Raw genomic sequence first — 23936 nt, forward strand, 5'->3', positions numbered from 1 at the left:
GCCCTTAGTTTTTCGCGAGTTCCGCAAGCTGCGTCATGATGACGGCTGCACCTTGCAGGCGCTTTTCCGGGGTCGGCAGGTCGCGTGTCAGGAACAGGCTGTGGTCGGGGCGGATCTTCGCCATCGCACCCTGCTTGCCGATATAACCGACGAGATTGGCCGGGTTCGGGAATTCCTTGTTGCGGAACTGCACGACGACGCCCTTTGGGCCGGCATCGAGCTTCTCGACATTGGCGGTACGGCAGAGCGACTTGATGTAGACGATCTTCAGCAGGTGCTGGACCTCCACCGGCATTGGGCCGAAGCGGTCGATCATCTCGGCACCGAAGCCATCGATTTCCTTGAGCTCGGTCACTTCCCCGAGGCGGCGGTAGAGCGCCATGCGCAGGTGCAGGTCTGGCACATAACCTTCCGGGATCATGACGGTCGTTCCGACGGATATCTGCGGCGACCAGCCGGTATCCTGGATCTCGTCGACACCCTTCACCTCTGCGACCGCCTCTTCCAGCATCTGCTGATACAGCTCGAAGCCGACTTCCTTGATGTGGCCGGACTGCTCCTCGCCGAGCAGGTTGCCGGCACCGCGGATATCGAGGTCATGGCTTGCCAGCTGGAAGCCGGCGCCGAGCGTGTCCAGCGACTGGAGCACCTTGAGGCGGCGTTCGGCGGTTGCCGTCAGCACCTTGTTGACCGGCAGCGTGAAGAGCGCGAAGGCGCGTACCTTCGAACGGCCGACACGACCGCGTAGCTGGTAGAGCTGGGCGAGGCCGAACATATCGGCGCGATGGACGATCAGCGTGTTGGCGGTCGGCACATCGAGACCGGATTCGACGATGGTGGTCGAGAGCAGCACATCGTAACGGCCCTCGTAGAAGGCATTCATGATGTCTTCCAGTTCGCCGGCCGGCATCTGGCCATGGGCGACAGCGACCTTCAGTTCCGGCACGTCGGACTGCAGGAAGGCGTGGATATCTTCGAGATCGGCAAGGCGCGGGCAGACATAGAAGCTCTGGCCGCCGCGATAGTGCTCGCGCATCAGCGTCTCGCGGATGACGAGGCTATCGAAGGGCGAAATGAAGGTGCGCACCGCCATGCGGTCGACCGGCGGCGTGGTGATGAGCGAGAGTTCGCGCACCCCGGTCATGGCAAGCTGCAGCGTGCGCGGGATCGGCGTTGCAGAGAGCGTCAGCACATGCACGTCGCTCTTCAGCTCCTTCAGGCGCTCCTTGTGCTTGACGCCGAAATGCTGCTCTTCGTCTATGATCAGCAGGCCGAGATTGGCGAAGTTGATGCCAGCGCCGAGCAGCGCGTGGGTGCCGACGACGATGTCCGTCTTGCCGTCGGCCACTTCCTTTTTCGTGAGCGCCAGATCCTTGGAGCCGACGAGGCGCGAGGCCTGCTGGATGCGGATCGGCAGGCCACGGAAGCGCTCTGAAAAGGTCTTGAAATGCTGGCGGGAGAGCAGTGTGGTCGGCACGACGACGGCGACCTGAACGCCGTTCATGGCAGCGACGAAGGCGGCACGCAGTGCAACCTCGGTTTTGCCGAAGCCCACGTCGCCGCAGATGAGGCGGTCCATCGGCCGGCCGGCGCCGAGGTCGCCCCGCACAGCCTCGATGGCGTTTTCCTGATCTTCGGTTTCGTCATAGGGGAAACGGGCGGCAAATTCGTCGTAGAGTCCTTCCGGTGTCGTCAGCACGGGCGCCTGGCGCGTCAGGCGCTCGGCGGCGATGCGGATCAGCGCATCGGCCATATCCAGCAGCCGTTTCTTGAGCTTGGCCTTGCGCATCTGCCATGCGCCGCCGCCCAGCTTGTCGAGCTGTACTTCCGTGCCCTCGCCGCCGAACCGTGAGAGCAGATCGATGTTTTCGACCGGCAGGAAGAGTTTTGCGTCGTCGGCATATTGCAGCTCGAGGCAGGCATGCGGCGCACCGGCCGCCTCGATGGTGCGAAGGCCGACGAAACGGCCAATGCCGTGTTCGGCGTGGACGACAATCGAACCTTCGTCGAGGCCGGCGACTTCGGAGATGAAATCTGCCGCGCGTTTCCGGCGGCGGGAGCGGCGCACCATGCGGTCGCCGAGAATATCCTGTTCGCCGATGACGATGAGATCGCCAGACTCGAAACCGGATTCGAGGCTGAATACAGCCGCTGCCGCCTCACCCTTTGCCAGGCCGCCGAGATCCTTCAGCGCGGTGATCGGCTTGACCCGTTCAAGACCGTGTTCGTTCAGCACCTGTAGCAGGCGCTCGAGCGAACCCTCGGTCCAAGCGGTAATGACGACCTTTGCGCCGCCGGCGCGCTTGTCGGCAATATGTTTGACAACGACGTCGAAGACGTTGACGCGTTCGGCATCGCCGCCGCCTTCGGCATTGGAGCGAGCCCAGCGCGGCCCCTGACGCGCATCGAGATTGACGACGCGGCGTGCCTCGCCCTCATGCTCGTTGAAAGGCGACACCCTGATAGCGTTGATCGCATCAAGCGTGTGCGCGAAGATCTTGCTGTCGAGATAGAGCTGGCCGGGGGAGACCGGCTTATAGGGCGTGCCCTGCGCCATCGGGCCCTTGGCCGGCTGGCCGGAATTCAGGCGTGCATCATAATAATCGTAGACGAGTTTGGAGCGCTCTTCGGCCGCTTCACGCACCGTGTGATCGGTGACGATGCGGAAGCCGGAGAGGTAATCAAACACCGTATCCAGCTTCTCGTAGAAAAGCGGCAGCCAGTGTTCCATGCCTGGATAGCGGCGACCTTCGGAAACGGCGAGGTAGAGCGCATCGTCGCGGGTGGCGGCGCCAAAGGTGGAGAGGTAGTTCTTGCGGAAACGGCTGATCGTATCCGGCGTCAGCGTCACTTCGCTCATCGGATTGAGATCGAGGGAGCGGACCTGGCCGATCGTGCGCTGGCTTGCCGGATCGAAACTGCGGATCGATTCCAGCGTATCGCCGAAGAAATCCAAGCGGACCGGTTCTTCCGAGCCTGGCACGAAGACATCGAGAATGCCGCCGCGCACGGCATATTCGCCGACCTCGCGCACCGTTGCTACGCGTTCGAAGCCGTTGCGCTCCAGCCGGCCGGCGATATCCTCCATGCGCACCTGATTGCCGGGGCGCGCCGAGAAGGTCAGGCTTTCGATGATATCCTGCGGCGCCACCTTCTGCAGCATGGCATTGGCCGTCACCAGCACGATTGCCGCATGCGGCTTCTTGCGGTGTGCGATCAGGCCGGAAAGTGCCGCGAGGCGCCGTGCCGAGGTATCGGCGCTCGGCGAGACGCGGTCATAGGGAAGACAGTCCCAAGCCGGCAGCGTCAGAACCGGGATATCGGGAGCGACGAAGCCCAGCATCTGTTCCAGATCGGCCATGCGGTGACCGTCCGACAGCACATAGGCGACCGGTTCGCCGCTGCGGGCGAGCTCGGCAAGCAGTAGCGGCTCCATGCCCGCAGGCACGTTGCCGATCGTCAGCGGCTCGGCGGCGGCTGCGAGCTTCCTGGCATCAAAACCTGGGATCATTCCGGCTTCCTGGGGGTCTCGAAATCGGGTTTGTAGGCTGCAATGCGGGCAAACATGGGCGTCTGTAAATGCTCTGGCGTCGGCCAGGTTCCCATGATCCAGCGCACGAGGTCGTTGTCTTCTTCGGCCATGATCGTCTCGAACTCGTCGAGCTCGGCTTCGCTCATGGTGGGAAGTTCATTTTCGGCGAATTGGCCGAAGACAAGGTCCATCTCTCTGATGCCGCGATGCCAGCAGCGGAACAGAATCCGGCGGCGTCGGGGATCGAGACCGGCGCTCGTGAGCGTTACTCCTGTCATGGCATCACCTTCCTTGTTGATGCGCCTCTATAGACCCTCGAAAGCGGCTTGTCAGCCTTGCCAAGGCCCTATTGTTCATCGCATTTTGACGCCCATGCGCCCCGCCATTCTCGACCCGCTGTTTTCTCCCGTTTCGGGCCTTCCGGGCGTCGGCCCGAAGATCTCGGAGCTTTTCGTCAAGCTGCTCGGACGCGAGACACCGGACGATTGCCGGGTCATCGACCTGCTGTTCCACGCGCCCCATTCACTGATCGACCGGCGCAACCAGCCGGGGATCGCGCGTGCGCCACAAGGAGCGATCGTGACGATCACGGCGCGTGTCGACCGGCATCAGGCGCCGCCGCGCGGCAATCGCAACGTTCCCTACCGGGTCTTCCTGCATGATGAGACCGGCGAGCTGACGCTCGTCTTCTTCCGTGGTCAGGCGGCGTGGCTGGAAAAGCAGTTGCCGATCGACGAGGAAGTGACCGTCAGCGGCAAGGTCGACTGGTTCAACGGCCGCGCTTCGATGGTGCATCCGGACTATATCGTCAAGGCAAGCGAAGGCGAGAACCTGCCACTGGTCGAGCCGATCTATCCGCTGACGGCGGGGCTTTCTCCGAAGACCCTGCGCAAGATCATCGAGGCGGCATTGCCGCGCATGCCGGAGCTGCCGGAATGGATCGATCTTGCGTTAGCCCAAAAGCAGGGCCTGCCATCCATCCGCGACAGCTTCCATATGCTGCACGAGCCGCGGGATACGTCTGATATAGATCCGCAGACCCCTGCCCGCCGCAGGCTTGCCTATGACGAGTTCCTCGCCGGCCAGCTGTCATTGGCGCTTGTGCGCCAGAGGCTGCGCAAGGTCGCCGGGCAGCCGGTCCATGCAACCGGAGACATCAGCAGCAAGATACTGCAGAGCTTGCCCTTTTCGCCGACGCGCAGCCAGACCGAAGCCGTTGCCGACGTCCTGAAGGATATGGCCGGCGAAGAGCGCATGCTGCGGCTGCTGCAGGGCGATGTCGGCTCCGGCAAGACGCTGGTGGCGCTGATGTCGATGGCGGCGGTGATCGAAAGTGGCGGACAGGCCGTGCTGATGGCGCCAACCGAAATTCTTGCTCGCCAGCATCATGCGACGATTTCGAAATTCGCGGCCGCAGCCGGTCTCGGCGTCGAAGTGCTGACCGGTCGTACAAAGGGCCGCGAGCGCGAGGATATTCTCGATCGCATTGCGTCCGGCGAAGCGCAGATCATTATCGGCACGCATGCGCTCTTCCAGGACAGCGTCAACTACAAGAACCTGATGCTGGCTGTCGTAGACGAGCAGCACCGTTTCGGCGTGCACCAGCGGCTGAGGCTGACGGCAAAGGGCATCTCACCGCATATGCTGGTTATGACGGCAACGCCGATCCCGCGCACATTGGTGCTGGCAGCCTTTGGCGACATGGACGTTTCGAAGCTCACCGAGAAGCCAGCCGGGCGAAAGCCTATCACCACTATCACCGTGCCGACCGAGCGGACCGGAGAGATTGTCGGCAGGCTGAAGAGCGCATTGTCGGAGGGCAAGAAGGCCTATTGGATCTGCCCGCTGGTCGAGGAATCCGAAGAAGTCGATCTGATGTCGGTGGAGGAGCGGCACGCGACGCTCGTCTCGGCGCTCGGCCCGGGCATCGGCCTCATTCACGGACGCATGAGCGGACCTGAGAAGGATGCCATCATGCTCGCCTTCAAGAGTGGCGAATTGCGGCTGCTGGTGGCCACGACCGTCGTCGAAGTCGGCGTCGACGTGCCGGATGCAACGATCATGGTGATCGAACATGCCGAGCGCTTCGGGCTGGCGCAGCTGCACCAGCTTCGCGGCCGTGTCGGGCGTGGTGACGAGGCGTCCACCTGCATCCTGCTCTACAAAGGGCCGCTCGGCGAGACGGGTCACGCGCGGCTTTCCATCATGCGCGATACGGAAGACGGTTTCCGGATTGCCGAAGAAGATTTGAAACTGCGCGGCGAAGGCGAAATTCTCGGGACGCGACAGTCAGGCACGCCTGGGTTCCGTATCGCCAGTATCGAGGCACATGCTGATTTGCTGGAAATCGCCCGTAAGGATGCGGCCTATCTGATCGAGCGCGATCCGGACCTGACGAGCGAGCGTGGCGAGGCCGTGCGTACGTTGCTCTACCTCTTCCGCCGCGACGAAGCGATACGGTTCCTCAGGGCCGGTTAGTCAACCTTGGAAAGCACCATCGGCTTGGGTCGCACGACCGGAAGATGTTCCGGGGCGACGAGGCCGCCTGATATCAGGAACTTGGCCGCATCCTCCGGGCTCATGTCGAGCATGACGATCTTCTCGCGCGGCACGAAGATGAGGAAACCTGCCGTCGGCACGGGTGTAGGCGGCAAAAAGACGGTGACCATATCATGCCCCATCGCATTGAATTTCGAAGCGATTTCGCCCTTGGCATCGGTAGCGATAAAGATAAGCGCCCAGAGACCTGGCCCCGGATATTCGATGAGGCCGACCTTCTTGAAGGAATTCGACTGCTCCTTCAGCACCGTCTCGAAGATTTGCTTCACGCTTCTGTAGATAGTGCGGACCAGCGGCATGCGTTGGACGACGGATTCGCCGAAACGAACGATGCTCTGGCCGATGAGGTTTTTGCCGAGGAAGCCGACGATGGTGATCAGGATCACCGCAGTCAGCAGGCCGAAACCGGGAATGGCGAAGTTCAGATAGCTCTCGGGATTCCAGCGCGCTGGAATATAGGGCCGCACCCAGCTGTCCGACCAATGGATGAAGGTCCAGGTCAACCAGATGGTGATTGCGATCGGTGCGCAGATGATCAGGCCGGCGAGAAAATTATTCCTCAGCCGCATTGCGACCGGCACTCGGGGAGCCTTCTCGGTCATCCTTTTTGATGAACTCCGTTTCAGTCTTCAGACAGGCCGGGTCACCGGCCTTCCCCCTGTGTCCGCAGGCACAAAACTGCCAGAATTCGCCTTTTCGCACAACAGGTTTCAGCCCCTCGGGACTTACTCCACAGTCACCGATTTTGCGAGGTTGCGCGGCTGGTCGACGTCCGTGCCCATGAAGACTGCCGTATGGTAGGCCAGCAACTGGATCGGCAGGGAGAAGATCATCGGTGCGATGATCTCATCGACATTGGGGAGCGTGATCGTCGCCATGGTCGGCAGCTTCGAAGCGGCGGCACCGGCCTCATCGGTGATGAAGATGATGCGGCCGCCGCGGGCTGCGACCTCCTGCATGTTGGAGACGGTCTTCTCGAAGAAGCGGTCATAGGGCGCGATGACGATAACGGGCATGTTCTCATCGATGAGCGCAATCGGCCCATGCTTCAGCTCGCCGGCGGCATAACCTTCCGCATGGATGTAGGAGATTTCCTTGAGCTTCAGCGCGCCTTCCATGGCAAGCGGGAAGCTGGTGCCGCGGCCGAGATAGAGCACGTCCTTGCATTTGGAGAGTTCACGCGACAAAGCCTCCATCTGCGGCTGGATGAGATTGACGACGCGGCTCATGATGCGCGGCATTTCGGCCAGGTGGCGCACCATCGCCTTTTCGTCTTCGGCGCTGATCGTGCCCCGGGCGCGGCCGGCGCCGATCGCCAGCGATGCAAGCACGGCGAGCTGGCAGGTGAAGGCCTTGGTGGAGGCGACGCCGATTTCGGGCCCGGCCATGATCGGGAAGACGGCATCGGATTCGCGGGCGATGGTCGATTCCCGCACGTTCACGACGGCGCCGATCTTCAGGCCGTTTTCCTTGCAGTAACGGAGCGATGCCAGCGTATCGGCTGTTTCGCCCGACTGGGAAATGAAGAGGGCTGCCTGCGAGGGCTGCAGCGGCATTTCGCGATAGCGGAACTCCGAGGCGACGTCGATTTCGACCGGCAAGCGGGCGTAACGCTCGAACCAGTATTTGCCGATCAGGCCGGCGAGATAGGCTGTGCCGCAGGCGGAGATCGCAAGGCCGGTCGCCGCCTTGAAATCGATGGCGGATGCGTTCGGGCTGATCGTATTGGCAGCGAAATCCACGTAATGGCTGAGCGCGTGGGAGATGACCTCCGGCTGCTCGTAGATTTCCTTTTCCATGAAATGGCGGTGATTGCCCTTGTCGACCACATAGGCGGTCGCCTGGGAAATCTGCCGCGGGCGCTTGACCACCTTGCCGGAGAAATCGAGCACGGTCGCGCTGTCGCGGGTGATGATCGCCCAGTCGCCGTCAACGAGATAGGTGATCTCGTTGGTGAAGGGCGACAGCGCGATGGCATCCGAGCCCAGGAACATTTCGCCCTTGCCGTAACCAATTGCAAGCGGCGGGCCGGAGCGGGCTGCCATGATCGTGTCGGCGTCGCTCTTCAGCATCACGGCCAGCGCATAGGCGCCGGTGACGCGGTTCAGCATCTTCAGCATGGCTTCGCGTGGCGACAGGCCCTCACGCAGATACTTGGCCATCAGGTGGGCGACGACTTCCGTATCGGTCTGGCTCTGGAAGACTGCGCCGTCATGGCTCAGCTCGTCGCGCAGCTCTGAGAAATTCTCGATGATGCCGTTATGGACGACGGCGACGCCTTCGACGAAATGCGGATGAGCGTTGGTCTCGTTCGGCACGCCGTGGGTTGCCCAGCGTGTGTGGGCAATGCCGGTCGTTCCCGGCAGCGGCTCGCTGTCGAGGCGCTTTTCCAGATTGAAGAGCTTGCCCTCGGCGCGACGGCGATCCATGACGCCTTCATGGATGGTGGCGACGCCAGCGGAATCGTAACCGCGGTATTCCAGCCGCTTCAGCGCATCGACAAGACGGCCCGAAACCGGCGCATTTCCGACGATCCCAACAATTCCGCACATGCAAACTTCCCCTCGGGCTTCAATCTTGAGGCCACTCCTAGCGATTCTCGCTTATTTCTCAATTGGTACGGCGGTCACTTTCGGTTTCCGCTCGTTACGGAAGAAGGCTCAGGATTTGGCCTTCTTGGCCGCCTTGATGGCAAGCGCGCGTTCGCGCAGCAGCTTGGCCCGCTCAGGCTTGATCTCCTGCCGGGCACGGCCGAAAGCGAGCGCCTCGGCTGGTACGTCTGCGGTGATCACACTGCCGGAGGCGATATAGGCGTTGTCGCCGACCGTAACGGGGGCAACCAGCGAGGAGTTAGAGCCGATGAAGGCATCCTTGCCGATAACAGTCTCGAACTTGTTCACCCCGTCATAATTGCAGGTGATTGCGCCCGCGCCGATATTGGTGCCGGATCCGATGACGGCGTCGCCGATATAGGTCAGGTGGTTGACCTTGGCGCCCTCGCCAATCTTGCCGTTCTTGACTTCGCAGAAATTACCGACCTTGGAACCAGCCGAGAGATCGGCACCCGGACGCAGACGCGCAAATGGACCGACGGTCGCACCTTCGCTGACATGGGCGCCTTCGATATGCGAGAAGGCATGAATGACCGCTCCGCTATCGATGACGGAGCCCGGGCCGAAGACGACGTTCGGCTCGATCAGCGCATCCTGGCCGATGACCGTGTCGTAGGACAGAAAGACCGTTTCCGGGGCGATCATCGTCACGCCTGACAACATCAATTCATGGCGACGGCGCTGCTGCCAGAAACGCTCGATGTCAGCCAGTTCGGCGCGGGTGTTGCAGCCGGTCATCTCGACTTCCGGCGCGTCGACGGCCGTGACGCGGCCGCCGAGCGAACGGGCGATCTCGACGAGGTCGGTCAGATAATATTCGCCCTTGGCATTGCCGTTGCCGATGCGCGACAGGAGATCGAGCGCCTTGCGGCCGTTGATCGCCATCAGGCCGCTGTTGCACCAGGTGACTGCGCGTTCGGCATCCGTTGCATCCTTTTCCTCGCGGATGGCAATCAGCTCGCCGTCCTTGACGAGCAGGCGGCCATAGCCCGTCGGGCGATCCGTGTGGAAACCGATAACGACGATGTCACTGCCCTCGGCCAGCGCCTTGCGGGCTTCGAGCAACGGGCCGGCCGTCTGCAGCGGCACATCGCCATAGGTGACGAGGATATCGTCATAACCTCCAGCAATCGCCTCGCGGGCGGCGAGAACAGCGTGACCGGTGCCGAGGCGCTGTTCCTGCAGGTAGGATTCGATCTTCACGCCACCGATATCGGCAGCCTTCGCCACCTTTTCGGCATCGCGGCCGACGACCAGGGCGACGGAGGAAATTCCGGTCGCGGCCACCGCATCGACGACATGGGCGATCATCGGCCGGCCGGCGACCTCATGCAGCACCTTCGACTTTGCGGATTTCATTCGCGTGCTGTCGCCGGCGGCGAGAATGACGGCAAGGCAGGTGCGTTCCATGGCAGACTCCGAGAATCCATTGCTAGGCGGCTGTTCTGCCGCTCATAGCAGCAAGGCGAGGCTTCAAAAAGACGAAATCGGCAGGGAAACGATTGGCTCGGCGAGCGCGGAGAAGGCTTCGTGGACGTGCTCCCTGCCCTCGACGATGACATCCTCCATCGCCTTGCGCGCTGCTGCGGTATTGCCTGCCGCGATGGCATCGACGATACGCATGTGGGTTTCGGCGATGTTGGCGAAACCACTCTGCGAGGGCGGCGTGCTCATGCGGAACATGCCGACGAGCGCTGCCTCGATCAGCCCACCGAGCGTTCGCATGAAGGGATTGTGAGATACTTCGGAAACGGCGAGATGGAAGCGCAGGTCGGCAAGCGCGAGACTGTCGGCCGTGTGATCGCTTGCGGCCATGTCGAGCGCCAGGCCGCGCAATAATTCGATCTCGGCCGGATTCGCACGCTCGGCCACAAGACCGGCTGCGAAGGGCTCGAAAGCAAGGCGGATGTCGTAGAGCTGCAGGAGGAATTCTTCGTTGACACCGTTGGCGAAATGCCAGGAGATGATTTCGGTGTCGAACATGTTCCAGAAGTTCTTTTCCGTCACACGCGTGCCGACGCGCGCCTTTGCAACGACCAAGCCCTTGGCGGCGAGCGTCTTCATTGTTTCCCGCAGCACCGTGCGCGAGACCTTGAAGCGCTGTGCCAGCTCGCCGTCGCCGGGCAGGATCGTGCCGACCGGATAGGTGCCGGCAACGATTGCCCGGCCGAGTTCATCGACGACATGCGCGTGGCTTGTTCGGGTTCTTCGCCCTGCCTTCCGGGTTTCAAGCGGTCTGTTGCGCAATCCGTCACTCCCCCTAGCCATATCTCCTGTTCAGACTGGAAAGGAAAAGGATGGCTTTCTGCATCACCATGAATGCAAAAAGCAGCAGGCCAATCAGGATCTTCGTCCACCAGCTCGACAGCGTACCGTCGAAGGTGATGTAAGTCTGAATGAGCCCCTGGATCAGCAGACCGATGAAGGTCCCTGCCACGAATCCCGCTCCTCCTGTCAGCAGCGTCCCTCCAATGACGACTGCTGCGATGGCATCCAGTTCAACGCCCACCGCCGCAAGAGAATATCCGGCAGACGTGTATAGGGAAAAAACGATTCCGGATAGGCCCGCCAGGAAACCCGACAGGGCGTAGATCTGAATCGTCGTGCGTGCCACCGGAACACCCATGAGCTGCGCCGTCTGCACACCGCCGCCCAGCGCATAGACATTGGTTCCGAAGCGGGTGCGGTGGGCGATGAAGATGCCGGCTGCGAAGACGACGAGCATGATGCCGCCGATCAGCGTCAGCCGTCCGCCGCCTGGCAGCCGATAGTAGAGGCTGGTCAGCGTGGAATAGTATTCGTGATTGATCGGAATGCTGTCGATCGACAGGACATAGGCCATGCCGCGGGCCAGGAACATGCCGGCGAGCGTGACGATGAAGGGCGGCATCTGCAGGAAATGGATGATCATGCCCATGACCGCACCGAAGGCCGTGGTGATGATGAGCACGATCGCGAAGGCTGCCAGCGGGTGGATGCTGGTGTTCTGCAGGATGACGGCCAGGAAGACGCCGGTGAAGGCGATGACTGAGCCGATGGATAGATCGATGCCGCCGGAGATGATGACGAAGGTCATGCCCACGGCGGCAATGCCGAGAAACGCATTGTCAGTCAGCAGGTTGCCGATGACCCGCGTCGACAGGATGTTCGGATATTGCAGAGTGCAGAGCGCATAGGCGAGCACGAAGATGACAATAGTCGCAAAGAGCGGCAGGTATTTGGAATTCATTTGCGCCCCCCTGCGTCCGTCCGGCGAGTGAAGAAACTGGCGAGCGATTGCATCGCCGGCGACTGGATGACCAGAATGACGATGATGATGACCGCCTTGATGATGAGGTTGAACTCCGGCGGGAAACCGGAAAGCAGAATGCCGGTATTGACCGCCTGGATGATCATGGCGCCGATCAGCGAACCGATGATGCTGAAGCGGCCGCCAAGCAGCGAATTGCCGCCGACGACCACCGCGAGGATAGCGTCGAGCTCCAGCCAGAGGCCGGCATTGTTGGCGTCCGCCCCCTTGATGTCGGCGGCGACGATAATTCCGGCGATCGAAGCGCAGAGGCCACTCAACATATAGACAGCCATCAGCAACACCGGCGTCTGTACGCCCGAGAGCGTGCTCGCGCGTCTGTTGATGCCGACAGCCTCGATCAGCATGCCGAGCGCAGTCCGGCGAACCAGCAGAATGACCAGCAGGCCAGCGATCAGCCAGATGACGACAGGCATGGGCAGGAAGGCGAAGGAACCGCTGCCGAGAAAGATCAGCCCGTCATCGTTGAAGGTCATGATCACGCCTTCCGTAATGAGCTGAGCGATACCGCGGCCGGCGACCATGAGCACAAGTGTCGCGATAATCGGCTGGATATTGAGGATGGAGACGAGAAAGCCGTTCCAGGCGCCACAAAGAAGGCCGATAACTACGGTCAGTACAAGCGTATAAGCAAGCGAATGGCCTTCGACGATCGACGAGGCCGCAACTGCACCGCAGATTGCGATAACAGCGCCAACCGAGAGATCGATGCCTTTGGTGGCGATCACGAGCGTCATGCCGATCGCCAACAGCGCCACGGGCGCCCCGCGATTGAGGACGTCGATGATGCTGCCATAGAGGCGCCCATTTTGAACAATCACATCAAGAAATTGCGGGAAGAAGCTGAAATTCAAAAGAAGAACAACCAGAAGCGCAATCAATTGCGGCGCAAGACGAGAGCCCAGCACCTTCAGCGAGGCAGTCATGCGTCCTCCGTTCGTTTGTCGGCTGCCGCAATGGCGTCGACGATGCCGGCAGCGGTAATGCGCTCGCCGGTCAATTCAGCGATATGCTCGCGATCGCGCAGCACGATGACGCGCGAGCTGTAGGCCACCAGTTCCTCAAGTTCGGAGGAGATGACGATCAGCGACATGCCCCTGGCGCACAGTTGCTCGATGAGCTTGATGATTTCGGCATGGGCGCCGACATCGATGCCGCGGGTCGGCTCGTCGAGGATCAGGAAATCCGGATTGGTTGCGAGCCAGCGGGCGAGGATCGCCTTCTGCTGATTGCCGCCTGAGAGCAGCCGGATCGGCTTCTCGCGGTCGGTCGTGCGGATGTCGAGCGCTCTGATGTATTCGTCAGCGATCGCGTTCTGTTCGGTACGAGAGAGCGGTCGCGCCCAGCCTCGGCGGGCCTGCAGGGCAAGGGCGATATTCTCGCGGATCGACAGGTCGCCGATGATGCCATCCGTCTTGCGATCTTCCGGGCAGAAGCCGAAGCCCTTGCCGATCGCGGCACGCGGACTCGACAGCGTTACCGGCGCTCCATCGATCCTGGCGACGCCGCTGTCGGCGCTCTCGATGCCGAACATGAGTTCGGCGGTCTCTGTGCGCCCGGAGCCCAGAAGCCCGGCAATGCCGACGACTTCGCCAACACGGACCTCGAGATCGAAGGGCTTTACCTTGCCGCGTTTTCCAAAGCCCTCGAACGTATATTTGACCTCGCCGGCGGCAATGGTGCGTTCTTTGGCAGCATGTTCCGTCTGGGCGAGTTCGCGCCCGAGCATCATGGCGATCAGGTTCTGCCGCGGCAGTTCCGCTGCCTCATGTGTACCGACAAGCCGGCCATTGCGCAGCACGGTGATGCGGTCGCTGACTGCATAAACCTGTTCAAGAAAATGAGTAATGAAGACAATGCCTAATCCGCGCTTTTTCAAGTCATTTATGACGCCAAAGAGCATTTCGACTTCATGCGTATCGAGACTTGCCGTTGGCTCGTCGAGGATGAGCACCTTGCCCGAGAGATCGACGGCCCGGGCGATCGCCACGATCTGCTGGACGGCGACCGAGAAGCGGTCGAGCTGCGCGGTTACATCGATATCGAGGCCATAGCCTGCCAGAAGCTCACGGGCATTTCTGTTCATGGTGCGGGCATCGATCATACCGAAGCGCTTCGGCTGGCGGCCGAGGAAGAGGTTCTCCGCAACGCTGAGATTGGAAAGGAGGTTGACCTCCTGGTAGACGGTGCCGATGCCGAGCTTCTGGGCGGCCAGCGTGTCGGCCGGATCGATCTCGTGACCTTCCAGCGTCAGGCTTCCGCCGTCGCGGCGATAGGCACCCGTAATGCACTTGATGAGCGTCGATTTGCCGGCGCCGTTTTCGCCGAGAAGCGCATGCACCTCACCCCGACGCAGCGTGAAATCCACCTTATCCAGGGCGACGGCGCCGGGGAAGAATTTCGATATGCCGGCGGCTGCGAGAATATTCTCGAAATTGTGAACCATGAGGGTTGCTGTTTCCTGATATTGCGCCTTACGCCTGTACGAAAAACGGGCATGACGCCCTGCTGGTACCGGCAGTTCCACACCGGTCCATGATGGACCGGTGCGGTTCAAGCTTCAATCAGTAACCCTGACCCTTCTTCTCTTCGTAGACCTTCATCGGGTCGTCGGCAGGCGTGTAGAGCTTGGACTCGGTCTGGATCCACTTCGGCGGAGCCTTCTTGTCCTTCAGGTAGGCATCGAGCGCATCGAAGGCCGGGCCGGCCATGTTCGGCGTCAGCTCGACCGTGGCATTGGCCTCACCCTCGGACATGGCCTTGAAGATATCGGGCACGGCGTCGATGGAGACGACGAGGATATCCTTGCCGGGCTTCAGGCCGGCTTCCTTGATCGCCTGGATGGCGCCGACGGCCATGTCGTCGTTATGGGCGTAGAGAGCGCAGATATCCTTGCCGCCATTCTCGGCCTTCAGGAAGCTTTCCATGACTTCCTTGCCCTTGGTGCGGGTGAAGTCACCGGTCTGGCTGCGAACGATCTTCAGGTTGTCGTGGCCGGCAAGGGCCTCTTCGAAGCCCTTCTTGCGTGCGATGGCCGGCGACGAACCGGTCGTGCCCTGCAATTCGACGACATTGCACTTCTTGTCGCCGACCGTTTTGACCAAGAAATCGCCGGCGACCTTGCCTTCGTGGACCAGGTCGGAGGTAACAGCCGTCAGGTAGAGATCGTCAGGAGCCTTGATGGTGCGGTCGAGCAGGATGACCGGAATCTTGGCTTCCTTGGCTTCCTTCAGAACGTCGTCCCAGCCGGTTTCGACGACCGGAGCAACGAGAATGGCATCGACGCCCTGAGCGATGAAGGAGCGCAGTGCCTTGATCTGATTTTCCTGCTTCTGCTGCGCATCGGCAAACTTCAGATCGATGCCGCGCTTCTTGGCCTGCTCCTTGGTCACGGTCGTTTCAGCCGCACGCCAGCCCGATTCCGAGCCGATCTGCGAGAAGCCAACGGTCAGGCCGGCAGCCGAAGCCGAACCGAACATGCAGGCAGCCAGAATCGTGGCACTCAAAAGTGCAGTCTTCAATTTCATGATTTCCTCCCAATGCCGCATCTCGCGGCGCAGGGTCAAAAAATCATATAGTATTACTTTTGTAAATGAGCATTTTGGTATGCACCGCAGCAAAAAAGGCGCCCCCGGGAGGAGCGCCTTCGCAACTGCGAATTGCAGTTTTGTTATTGCGCCGGCAGCTTGTCGTCGACGCCCTCGATGTAGAAGTTCATGCCGAGCAGCGTGCCGTCATCCGCCTTTTCGCCGGCCTTCAGCCAGGGCGTACCGTCCTGCTTGTTGATCGGGCCGGTGAAGGGGTGCAGTTCGCCGGATTTGATCTTGGCTTCGGTTTCCTCAGCCATCTTCTTCACGTCGTCAGGCATGTTCGTGTAGGGCGCCATCTTGAGGATGCCGTCCTTCAGGCCGTCCCAGCTCTGCTCGGACTTCCAGGTGCCGTCCAGAAGCGCATGGATGCGCTTGGAGTAGTAGTTGCCCCAGGTGTCGACGATTGCCGTCAGCTGCGCCTTCGGGCCGGCTGCGATCATGTCGGATGCCTGACCAAAAGCGTGGATGCCACGCTCTTCGGCAACCTGCATTGGCGCGGTCGTGTCGGTATGCTGCGTCAGCACGTCGACGCCCTGGTCGATCATGGCCTTGGCAGCGTCGGCTTCCTTACCTGGATCGAACCAGGTGTTGACCCAGATGACCTTAAGCTTGAAGCTCGGATCGATCGACTTGGCGCCCTGTTCGAAGGAGTTGATGCCCATCACGACTTCGGGAATCGGGAAGGAAGCGATGTAGGCAGCGCCGTGGTTCTTCGAGGTCTTGGCGGCGATCTGGCCGAGGATGTAGCGGCCTTCATAGAAGCGCGAGTTGTAGGTCGCGAGATTCGGGCCGGCCTTGTAACCGGTGCCGTGCTCGAACTTGACGTCCGGGAACTTGGCAGCAACCTTGACCGTCGCGTCCATGAAGCCGAAGGACGTCGTGAAGATCAGCTTGCAGCCGGAGCGGGCAAGGCGCTCGATGGCGCGCTCGGCATCCGGGCCTTCCGGAACGTTTTCGAGGTAAGGCGTATCGATCTTGTCGCCGAATTCGGCCTGAACCTGCTGGCGGCCGAGATCGTGTGCCTGCGAGTAACCGCCGTCGGTGTGCGAACCGACATAGACGAAGCAGACCTTCGTCTTGTCCGCTGCTTCGGCGGCGGAGGATATGCCGATGACAGCGGCAGCCGATGCGGCAAGTGTAAGTGCGAACTTCTTCATGATGACCCCTGTTGGTTTGAAGATTTTTCGGAAACCCGTCTCTATGTTCTTGTTCTATCGCTCCGGTACGAAGGCTTTTCCAAGCGAAGCGGGCGTGTTGATCAACGTCGTGCGCCGATTATGAGAAATGATGATCAGAACCACAATAGTCGCGGCATAGGGCAGCATCGAGAGAAACTGCGAGGGAATGCCGAGACCAAAGGCCTGCGCATGAAGCTGCAGGATCGTGACCGCTCCGAACAGGTAGCCGCCGGCAAAGACCCGCCACGGGCGCCAGGAGGCGAAAACGACGAGCGCAAGCGTAATCCACCCGCGGCCGGCCGACATGTTCTCCGCCCATTGCGGCGTATAGACCAGCGAGAGCTGCGCGCCGGCAAGACCAGCGCAGGCGCCGCCGAACATGACTGCCAGATAGCGCGTGCGAATGACGTGAATGCCAAGCGCATGGGCGGAACCATGACTGTCGCCGATCGCCCGAAGCTTGAGGCCGGCACGGCTACGGAACAGGAACCAGCTCACGCCGAAAACCAGCGCGATCGACAGGTAGAAGATGAAATCCTGCTTGAAGAGAACCGGGCCGATGACCGGAATATCGGACAGGATAGGAACCACGATCTCCTCCAGCCGGATGCCCTGCACGCTGACATAGGCCTCGCCCAACTGACCGGATAGACCGAGACCGAGAAGGGTCAGTGCGAGACCGGTTGCCACCTGGTTTGCCACCAGCGTCAGTGTCAGGAAGGCAAAGAGCAGCGAGAAAAGCGCGCCGGCGACAATCCCGCAGATGATTCCGACATAAGGCGATCCCGACATCTGCGCGCCGGCGAAAGCGGCGACCGCGCCCATGATCATCATGCCCTCGACGCCGAGGTTGAGGACGCCGGAGCGCTCCGTCACCAGTTCGCCGAGTGCTGCGATGACGAGCGGTGTCGAGGCCGTGATGACGGTCAGAAGAATGGCTTCGAAGATGCTCATGCCGCGCTACCCCTCACCCGCGACCAGATGATGCGAATTTTGTAATAGATCAGCGTATCGCAGGAGAGCACGAAGAAGAGGATCAGTCCCTGGAAAACGCGGGTGACCTTGTCCGAGACGCCGATCGAAAGCTGTGCGGCCTCGCCACCGAGATAGGTCAATGCCAGCACCAACCCCGAAGCGACGACCCCAAGCGGATTGAGGCGGCCGAGAAAGGCGACGATGATGGCGGTGAAACCGTAGCCCGGCGAGATCGCAGGCTGCAGGTGACCGATCGAGCCCGAGACTTCGCAAATGCCGGCAAGGCCGGCCAACGCGCCGGAGAAGAGGAAGCTGAACCAGATCATCCTCTTCGACGAGAAGCCTGCAAAGCGCCCTGCCCGTTCCGACTGGCCAAGCACGACGACTTCGAAACCCTTCAGCGTGAAGCGCATCATGAACCAGACGAGGACGGCCGCGACGATGGCGAAGATGAAACCCCAATGGGCGCGTCCCGATTCCTCCCATATCGCCGGCACGATCGCTTCCGGCGCAAAGTCGCGTGAAACAGGGAAATTGAACCCCTTCGGATCACGCCATGCGCCGCGTATCAGCCAATCGAGATAGAGCTGGGCAATGTAGACCAGCATCAGCGACGTCAGGATCTCGTTGGTATTGAAATGGGCCTTCAACAGCGCCGGAATGGCGGCAAACAGGGCGCCGCCGAGCGCGCCCAGGATCAGCATCAGCGGCAGCACAAGCGGCGAATGCCAATCGTAGAAGACGATCGGGATATAGGAGCCGGTGATCGCGCCGATGGTGAATTGGCCTTCGGCGCCGATGTTCCAATTGTTGGAGCGATAACAGACGGCAAGGCCGACGGCGATCAGGATCAGCGGTGCGGCCTTGATCGCCAGTTCGTGCAGCGACCAGACTTCCAGAAGCGGCTCGAGAAAGAAGGCGTCAAGCGCCTCGACCGGATCCTTGCCGAGCATGGCGAACATGATGGCGCCAAATATCAGCGTCAGTACGAGAGCGAGAAGCGGTGAAACGAAGGCATAGAGGTTCGAGACCTGCGGGCGCTTTTCAAGCTCAATGCGCATGAGCAGCCTCCGCGGCATGCGTGTTTTCATGCAGGCCGCCCATCAGCAGACCGATCTTTTCGCGCGTCAGGTCACCGGCCGGATAGGGCTTGGAAAGACGTCCCTCGGAAATGACGGCGATGTCGGTCGCCACCTCGAAGATCTCGTCGAGATCCTGGCTGATGACGACGACGGCAGAACCGGCTTTTGCAAGATCGACGAGAGCCTGGCGAATACGGCTTGCAGCACCTGCGTCCACGCCCCATGTCGGCTGGTTGACGACGAGGACAGCCGGTTGGCGATCAAGCTCGCGGCCGACGATGAATTTCTGCAGATTGCCGCCGGAGAGCGAACCTGCGGCGGGATCATCGCCACTCTTGCGGACATCCATGACCTCCGAAATGCGCCGGGCGGCGGATTTCACCGCGCCGTGGCGGATGATGCCAAGGAGACCGAGGAAGGCTTTGCGGTCCGACTGGCTGCGGGCCAGCACCAGGTTGTCGGAGAGTTTCATGGCGGAGACGGCCGCATGTCCGTGCCGCTCCTCGGGCACGAAGCCGGCGCCGAGCAGCCGGCGGGCGGTGATGCCCTGAGTACCGACGGGTTTCTTTCTAATAATGATCGCTTCGGCAGACGAGACTGGATATTCGCCTGACAGCGCATCGAAAAGCTCGCTTTGTCCATTGCCGGCCACACCGGCGATTGCGAGGATTTCTCCCGAGCAAACGGCCAGAGAGACATTGCGTAGCGGCATGGCAAAGGGTGTCCGCGCGGAGACTGAGAGGTTCGAGACGGCAAGCTGCACCTCGCCCTTGTCGTTACGCTCAGGATGGGTAACGGCAGCCACCTCGCTGCCGACCATCATGCGGGCGAGAGAAGCGGGCGTCTCCTGCTTGGGATCGCAAGCACCGGTTACGCGGCCGTGGCGGAGCACGGTGGCGCGATCGCAGATGCGCTGCACCTCTTCCAGGCGATGACTGATATAGAGAACGGAGCGACCCTCGGCGCGCAGCTTGAAGAGGGTTTCGAAGAGCTTGTCGGCCTCCTGCGGCGTCAGCACCGATGTCGGCTCGTCCAAGATGATAAGCTTCGGGTTCTGCAGCAGCGCGCGGACGATTTCAATGCGCTGGCGCTCACCGACCGAGAGATCGGCGACATGCGCATGCGGGTCGAGCGGCAGGCCATATGCCTCAGACAGCGCCCTCGCCTCCTCGGCGATCCTGCCGATCGGAATGCTGTCGTCGAGAGAAAGCGCGATGTTTTCGGCAACGGTCAGCGCCTCGAACAGCGAGAAATGCTGGAAGACCATGCCGATGCCAAGCTTGCGGGCCTCACCCGGCGAGGTGATCGTGACCGGCCTGCCCTCCCAGAGGATCTGCCCGTCCGTCGGCTCCAGAACGCCGAAGAGCATCTTGACGAGTGTGGATTTGCCTGCGCCATTTTCGCCGAGAAGCGCATGAATTTCGCCCGGCGCTATATCGAGATCGATTTCATTGCATGCGGCAAAGCTACCGAATAATTTCGTGAGCTTCTGGACCGATAACAACGCACCGGAAGCCGGCACATTCAATGGCGACACGTTCCCCTCATTTCTTCTGCCGATCGGTCCGTTTGGATCTCATGGAATCAGCAGTGTCGTTCCGGTTGTTTTTCTTGTTTCCAGATCCGTGTGGGCCCGCCCAACCTCACGCAGCGGATAGGTTTGGTTGATATTGATACGCACTTTGTTGCCCTGCACAACATCAAATAGATTGTTTGCACAATCGGTGAGTTCCCGACGCGTGGCGATATAGGTGAAGAGCGTCGGGCGCGTGGCATAGAGCGAGCCCCTTTGGGCGAGATGCGCCATCGTAAAGTTCTCAATCGCGCCAGAGGATTGGCCGAAGGATGCAAAGAGACCTCGCGGCTTCAGACAATCCAGCGATTGCGGGAAAGTATCGCGGCCGATCGAGTCATAGACCACGTCGACACCCTTGCCGCCGGTGATTTCCCGCACGCGCTCGGCGAAGTTCTCGGTCTTGTAGTTGATGACATGGTCATAGCCGTGGTCGAGTGCCAGCTGGACTTTGTCGGCGGAGCCAGCCGTGCCGATGACAGTTGCCCCGAGCGCTTTTGCCCACTGGCCGGCAATCAAGCCGACGCCTCCGGCTGCGGCATGAAACAGCAGAACGGTCTGGGGGCCGACCTTGAAGGTGCGGTTCAGGAGATACTCGGCCGTCATACCCTTCAGCATCATGGCAGCCGCCGTTTCCAGGCTGATGCCGTCGGGCACCTTTACCAGATGTTTCGTCTCAATATTGCGTTCGGCGCTATAGGCGCCATCGGCGCTGGCGTAGGCGACGCGGTCGCCGACGGCGAAATCGCTGACGCCAGGGCCAGTGGCGGTGACAACGCCGGCGCCCTCCTTGCCGGTCACGAAGGGCAGATGTGGTGCCTTGTAGGTGCCGTCGCGAAAATAGACGTCGATGAAATTCAGGCCGACGGCATCCTGGCGGATCTGCACCTGACCCTCAGAAGGCGGCGGCAGATCGATATCGACATAGTCGAAAACCTCGGGGCCACCGTTTCTGGAAAAAGAAACCGCCTTCGTCTTTGCCATGCTGCTTACCTCACTTGCGTCCAAGCGCCGGGAAGAATTGGAGCACCCCACCGATGACGTAAAGGTAGATGCCGCTCACGATGAAGAGAACGACCGCCCATTGCGGCATGTCGAAATGCCTCAGCAGCGAATAGGCGCCAAGCGCCGACCACAGCAGAAAGATGCCGAGGTTCAGTGGGCGCAGGCGCTGGACGCGCACGGGATGCAGGAAATTGATCGGCAAAAAGGTCAGGATCACGGAAACGGTGACGACGATAAAGGCCGTCGTCTCGCTCGCATGCATCACGAAGAGTGTGAAGACCACCATGTTCCAGACGACGGGGAAACCGGAGAAGAAATACTCCTCTGTCTTCATGCCCATATCGGCGTAATAGATGGCGCTCGACACGACGATCATGCCGGCGGCGGCAAAAGACCAGGGCTCGCCGATCATGCCGCTCTGATAGAGCGCGAAGGCCGGCAGCAGCACATAGGTCACGTAGTCGATGATATTGTCGAGCGTATCGCCCGACCAGTTGGGCAGGACTTCCTTGACACGCACCTTGCGGGCGATCGGCCCGTCGATACCATCGACCAGGAGCGCAAGCCCCAGCCACCAGAACATGTCGACGAAACGGTGCTCGGCGGCGGCGACTACACCGAGAAATGCCAGAAAAGAACCGGAGGCCGTCAGGATATGGACGGAAAATGCGCGCATTTCCGCGTAAGGAACGCGCTTGTAATTGAAAATCTTCATGTTCCCCCGTACCACCTGTCGCGCCCGCGCTGCGGCGGGCGTCGTTTTTTGCCTAATATGCATCCTTTGAATAGCTTAGCCAGCGCAAAAGCGACAGTTCGCCACAGGCGGTGAATCCTGACCGAGACATGCATATTTCGCTCCCCAGCGATGCGATGGAATGGATTGCCTTTAATTTAGCGGGGTTTTGTAATATCTGCCTCGCATGCCGATGATTATCCTGCGAACGACGAGCCCGATATCGAAATGAACGCTCCTGCAAAGACCGAAGAATTCGCTTCCGCTATCCCTGCCGGCGTCTATGCCGAGACGGTGCTGAGCGTGACGCATTACACCGACCGGCTTTTCCGCTTCACGATGACCCGGCCGGATGGCTTCCGTTTCCGTTCGGGCGAGTTCGCTATGATCGGCCTCATGGTCGACGGCAAACCGGTCTTCCGCGCCTACTCGATCGCGAGCCCCGCCTGGGCCGAAGAGCTGGAATTCTTCTCCATCAAGGTGCCGGACGGTCCGCTGACTTCGCATCTGCAGCTCATCAAGCCGGGCGACCAGGTGCTGATGCGCAAAAAGCCGACGGGTACGCTGGTTCTCGATGCGCTGACCCCGGGCAAGCGCCTTTACATGTTCTCCACCGGCACCGGCATCGCACCTTTTGCGAGCCTCATCCGCGATCCGGAAACCTATGAGAAGTTCGACGAGGTCATCCTTACTCATACGACGCGCGAGATTTCCGAGCTGAAATACGGCTTCGACCTCGTGCACGAGATCCAGAACGACGAGCTCCTCAAGGAAGTGGTCGGCGACAAGCTGCGCCACTATGCGACCGTCACCCGCGAAGACTTCGAATATCGCGGCCGCATCACCGACCTGATTTCCTCGGGCAAGCTCTTCACCGATCTCGGCGTGCCGCCGATCGATCCGGCTGTTGACCGCGGCATGATCTGCGGTTCGTCGGCCATGCTGAAGGACACGAAGGAGCTTCTGGAGAAGGCCGGTCTTGACGAAGGCGCCAACAGCAAGCCCGCAGAATTCGTCATCGAACGGGCCTTCGTCGGCTGAGGCCACGGTATAGATTTCACTGCAACGGCTCCGGAAACGGGGCCGTTTCTATTTCTGGCTCAGATAATCGATCAAATCGGCCATTGCCTCGCGCGCCTGCTCGACCTCGCCCTGATGAATGGACCTGATGACCGCGACGTGGAGAAAGATGGATCGATCCATGCGATCCGGATTGGCGGTCGAATACCAGAGGCGACGGGAGTGGGTCTGGACCGGCCCCAGCGCGGCGATCATGAAGCTGTTCGGGCAGGCAGCCTCGAGGATCTCGTCAAAGGCTTTGTCGGCGGCGAAAAAACCCGCCAGATCGCCACGGACAGCGCATTCTTCCATCGCACGGGCGCAGGTAACAAGCCGTCCTCTCTGCTCCTCATTGGCAGCATCGGCGACAAGAGCCGCCGCAACCGGCTCCAGCTTGCGGCGCACCTGCATGACATTGGCGTGGTCTTCAGCGTGAATTTCGGCAACCTGCAGGCCGACGCGCGGCTTCACCACAATCAGACCTTGCCAGGCAAGTTTCTGGATCGCTTCGCGTACCGGCGTGCGGCCATGGCCTGCAAGATCGATAAGCTGCTTTTCCGTCACCAACGCGCCAGGTGCCAAAGCCAGCGTCACGATGGCGTGCTCCAGGGCTAGGTAGGCGAGATGGCTTAGAGATTCCTGCATACGGGCGAATCCGAGTCTGATATATCAATACTGGCACGCTTAGCCGCTAAAGACAAGTTTTCCTGATATATCAAAGCCATGCG

Annotated in this window: 19 protein-coding genes; 2 read left to right on the top strand and 17 right to left on the bottom strand. The window is 60.8% G+C overall.

Annotated elements, in window-relative coordinates; all coding sequences use genetic code 11:
* Positions 1-4: 4 nt before the first annotated feature.
* Together mfd and AC1DUP_RS29495 are read right to left on the bottom strand one after the other, a co-directional pair.
* Complete coding sequence (gene mfd / locus AC1DUP_RS29490) at positions 5-3511, bottom strand: transcription-repair coupling factor (protein ID WP_477836250.1); 3507 nt, start codon at positions 3509-3511, stop codon at positions 5-7.
* Complete coding sequence (locus tag AC1DUP_RS29495; protein WP_113295561.1) at positions 3508-3810, bottom strand: FAD assembly factor SdhE; 303 nt, start codon at positions 3808-3810, stop codon at positions 3508-3510. Before AC1DUP_RS29495 ends, mfd begins: the two co-directional genes overlap by 4 nt.
* Before the next feature lie 94 nt (positions 3811-3904).
* Between AC1DUP_RS29495 and recG the strand changes: the two genes are divergently transcribed.
* Complete coding sequence (gene recG, locus AC1DUP_RS29500) at positions 3905-6010, top strand: ATP-dependent DNA helicase RecG (RefSeq protein WP_477836252.1); 2106 nt, start codon at positions 3905-3907, stop codon at positions 6008-6010.
* On the opposite strand, the gene AC1DUP_RS29505 is transcribed toward recG, so the two are convergent.
* The 14 genes from AC1DUP_RS29505 to pcsA all read right to left on the bottom strand — a co-directional run bounded on the left by AC1DUP_RS29505 (position 6007) and on the right by pcsA (position 22131).
* Positions 6007-6693 carry a DUF502 domain-containing protein gene (locus tag AC1DUP_RS29505; RefSeq protein ID WP_477836254.1) on the bottom strand — a complete coding sequence of 229 codons (687 nt, stop codon included), beginning with the start codon at positions 6691-6693 and terminating at the stop codon, positions 6007-6009. The two genes, recG and AC1DUP_RS29505, sit on opposite strands and share 4 nt — an antisense overlap.
* A 123-nt stretch (positions 6694-6816) precedes the next feature.
* Positions 6817-8643 (bottom strand): glutamine--fructose-6-phosphate transaminase (isomerizing), encoded by a 1827-nt coding sequence (gene glmS / locus AC1DUP_RS29510; protein ID WP_113295564.1) that lies wholly within the window; start codon positions 8641-8643, stop codon positions 6817-6819.
* A 108-nt stretch (positions 8644-8751) separates the two neighbouring features.
* Complete coding sequence (gene glmU, locus AC1DUP_RS29515) at positions 8752-10113, bottom strand: bifunctional UDP-N-acetylglucosamine diphosphorylase/glucosamine-1-phosphate N-acetyltransferase GlmU (protein WP_477836256.1); 1362 nt, start codon at positions 10111-10113, stop codon at positions 8752-8754.
* A gap of 63 nt (positions 10114-10176) precedes the next feature.
* Positions 10177-10950: a FadR/GntR family transcriptional regulator gene (locus tag AC1DUP_RS29520; RefSeq protein ID WP_113510263.1), complete on the bottom strand. Its 774-nt coding sequence runs from the start codon at positions 10948-10950 to the stop codon at positions 10177-10179.
* A gap of 13 nt (positions 10951-10963) precedes the next feature.
* Positions 10964-11932, bottom strand: coding sequence for a galactofuranose ABC transporter, permease protein YjfF (yjfF, locus tag AC1DUP_RS29525; protein WP_113295567.1), 969 nt, complete (start codon positions 11930-11932; stop codon positions 10964-10966).
* Positions 11929-12939, bottom strand: coding sequence for an ABC transporter permease (locus AC1DUP_RS29530; protein WP_113295568.1), 1011 nt, complete (start codon positions 12937-12939; stop codon positions 11929-11931). Before AC1DUP_RS29530 ends, yjfF begins: the two co-directional genes overlap by 4 nt.
* Positions 12936-14459, bottom strand: a complete 1524-nt coding sequence (gene ytfR / locus AC1DUP_RS29535; RefSeq protein ID WP_113310110.1) for a galactofuranose ABC transporter, ATP-binding protein YtfR — start codon at positions 14457-14459, stop codon at positions 12936-12938. The genes AC1DUP_RS29530 and ytfR overlap by 4 nt, the downstream gene beginning before the upstream one ends.
* A 118-nt stretch (positions 14460-14577) precedes the next feature.
* Positions 14578-15540, bottom strand: a complete 963-nt coding sequence (gene ytfQ / locus AC1DUP_RS29540) for a galactofuranose ABC transporter, galactofuranose-binding protein YtfQ (protein WP_007826690.1) — start codon at positions 15538-15540, stop codon at positions 14578-14580.
* A 143-nt stretch (positions 15541-15683) separates the two neighbouring features.
* A complete protein-coding gene (locus AC1DUP_RS29545; RefSeq protein ID WP_113295570.1) occupies positions 15684-16760 on the bottom strand; it encodes a BMP family ABC transporter substrate-binding protein in 1077 nt (358 codons plus the stop codon).
* A gap of 54 nt (positions 16761-16814) precedes the next feature.
* Entirely contained in the window at positions 16815-17735 is a 921-nt protein-coding gene (locus AC1DUP_RS29550) for an ABC transporter permease (protein ID WP_113310112.1), read from the bottom strand.
* Positions 17732-18817, bottom strand: coding sequence for an ABC transporter permease (locus AC1DUP_RS29555; RefSeq protein WP_477836260.1), 1086 nt, complete (start codon positions 18815-18817; stop codon positions 17732-17734). The genes AC1DUP_RS29550 and AC1DUP_RS29555 overlap by 4 nt, the downstream gene beginning before the upstream one ends.
* Entirely contained in the window at positions 18807-20375 is a 1569-nt protein-coding gene (locus AC1DUP_RS29560; protein ID WP_477836262.1) for an ABC transporter ATP-binding protein, read from the bottom strand. The genes AC1DUP_RS29555 and AC1DUP_RS29560 overlap by 11 nt, the downstream gene beginning before the upstream one ends.
* Positions 20376-20414: 39 nt before the next feature.
* Complete coding sequence (locus AC1DUP_RS29565) at positions 20415-21395, bottom strand: quinone oxidoreductase family protein (protein ID WP_477836264.1); 981 nt, start codon at positions 21393-21395, stop codon at positions 20415-20417.
* 10 nt (positions 21396-21405) lie between these two features.
* Positions 21406-22131: a phosphatidylcholine synthase gene (gene pcsA / locus AC1DUP_RS29570; RefSeq protein ID WP_113295574.1), complete on the bottom strand. Its 726-nt coding sequence runs from the start codon at positions 22129-22131 to the stop codon at positions 21406-21408.
* A 246-nt stretch (positions 22132-22377) separates the two neighbouring features.
* Here pcsA and AC1DUP_RS29575 point away from each other — a divergent pair, with 246 nt between their 5' ends.
* The gene (locus AC1DUP_RS29575) at positions 22378-23190 is read left to right on the top strand and encodes a ferredoxin--NADP reductase (RefSeq protein ID WP_113295575.1); all 813 of its coding nucleotides are present in this window, start codon (positions 22378-22380) and stop codon (positions 23188-23190) included.
* Positions 23191-23238: 48 nt separating this feature from the next.
* Here the strand turns inward: AC1DUP_RS29575 and AC1DUP_RS29580 are convergent, their stop codons facing one another.
* A complete protein-coding gene (locus AC1DUP_RS29580) occupies positions 23239-23853 on the bottom strand; it encodes a GntR family transcriptional regulator (protein WP_477836267.1) in 615 nt (204 codons plus the stop codon).
* Positions 23854-23936: the final 83 nt, after the last annotated feature.

Source organism: Rhizobium sp. 01L419, from assembly GCF_056400025.1.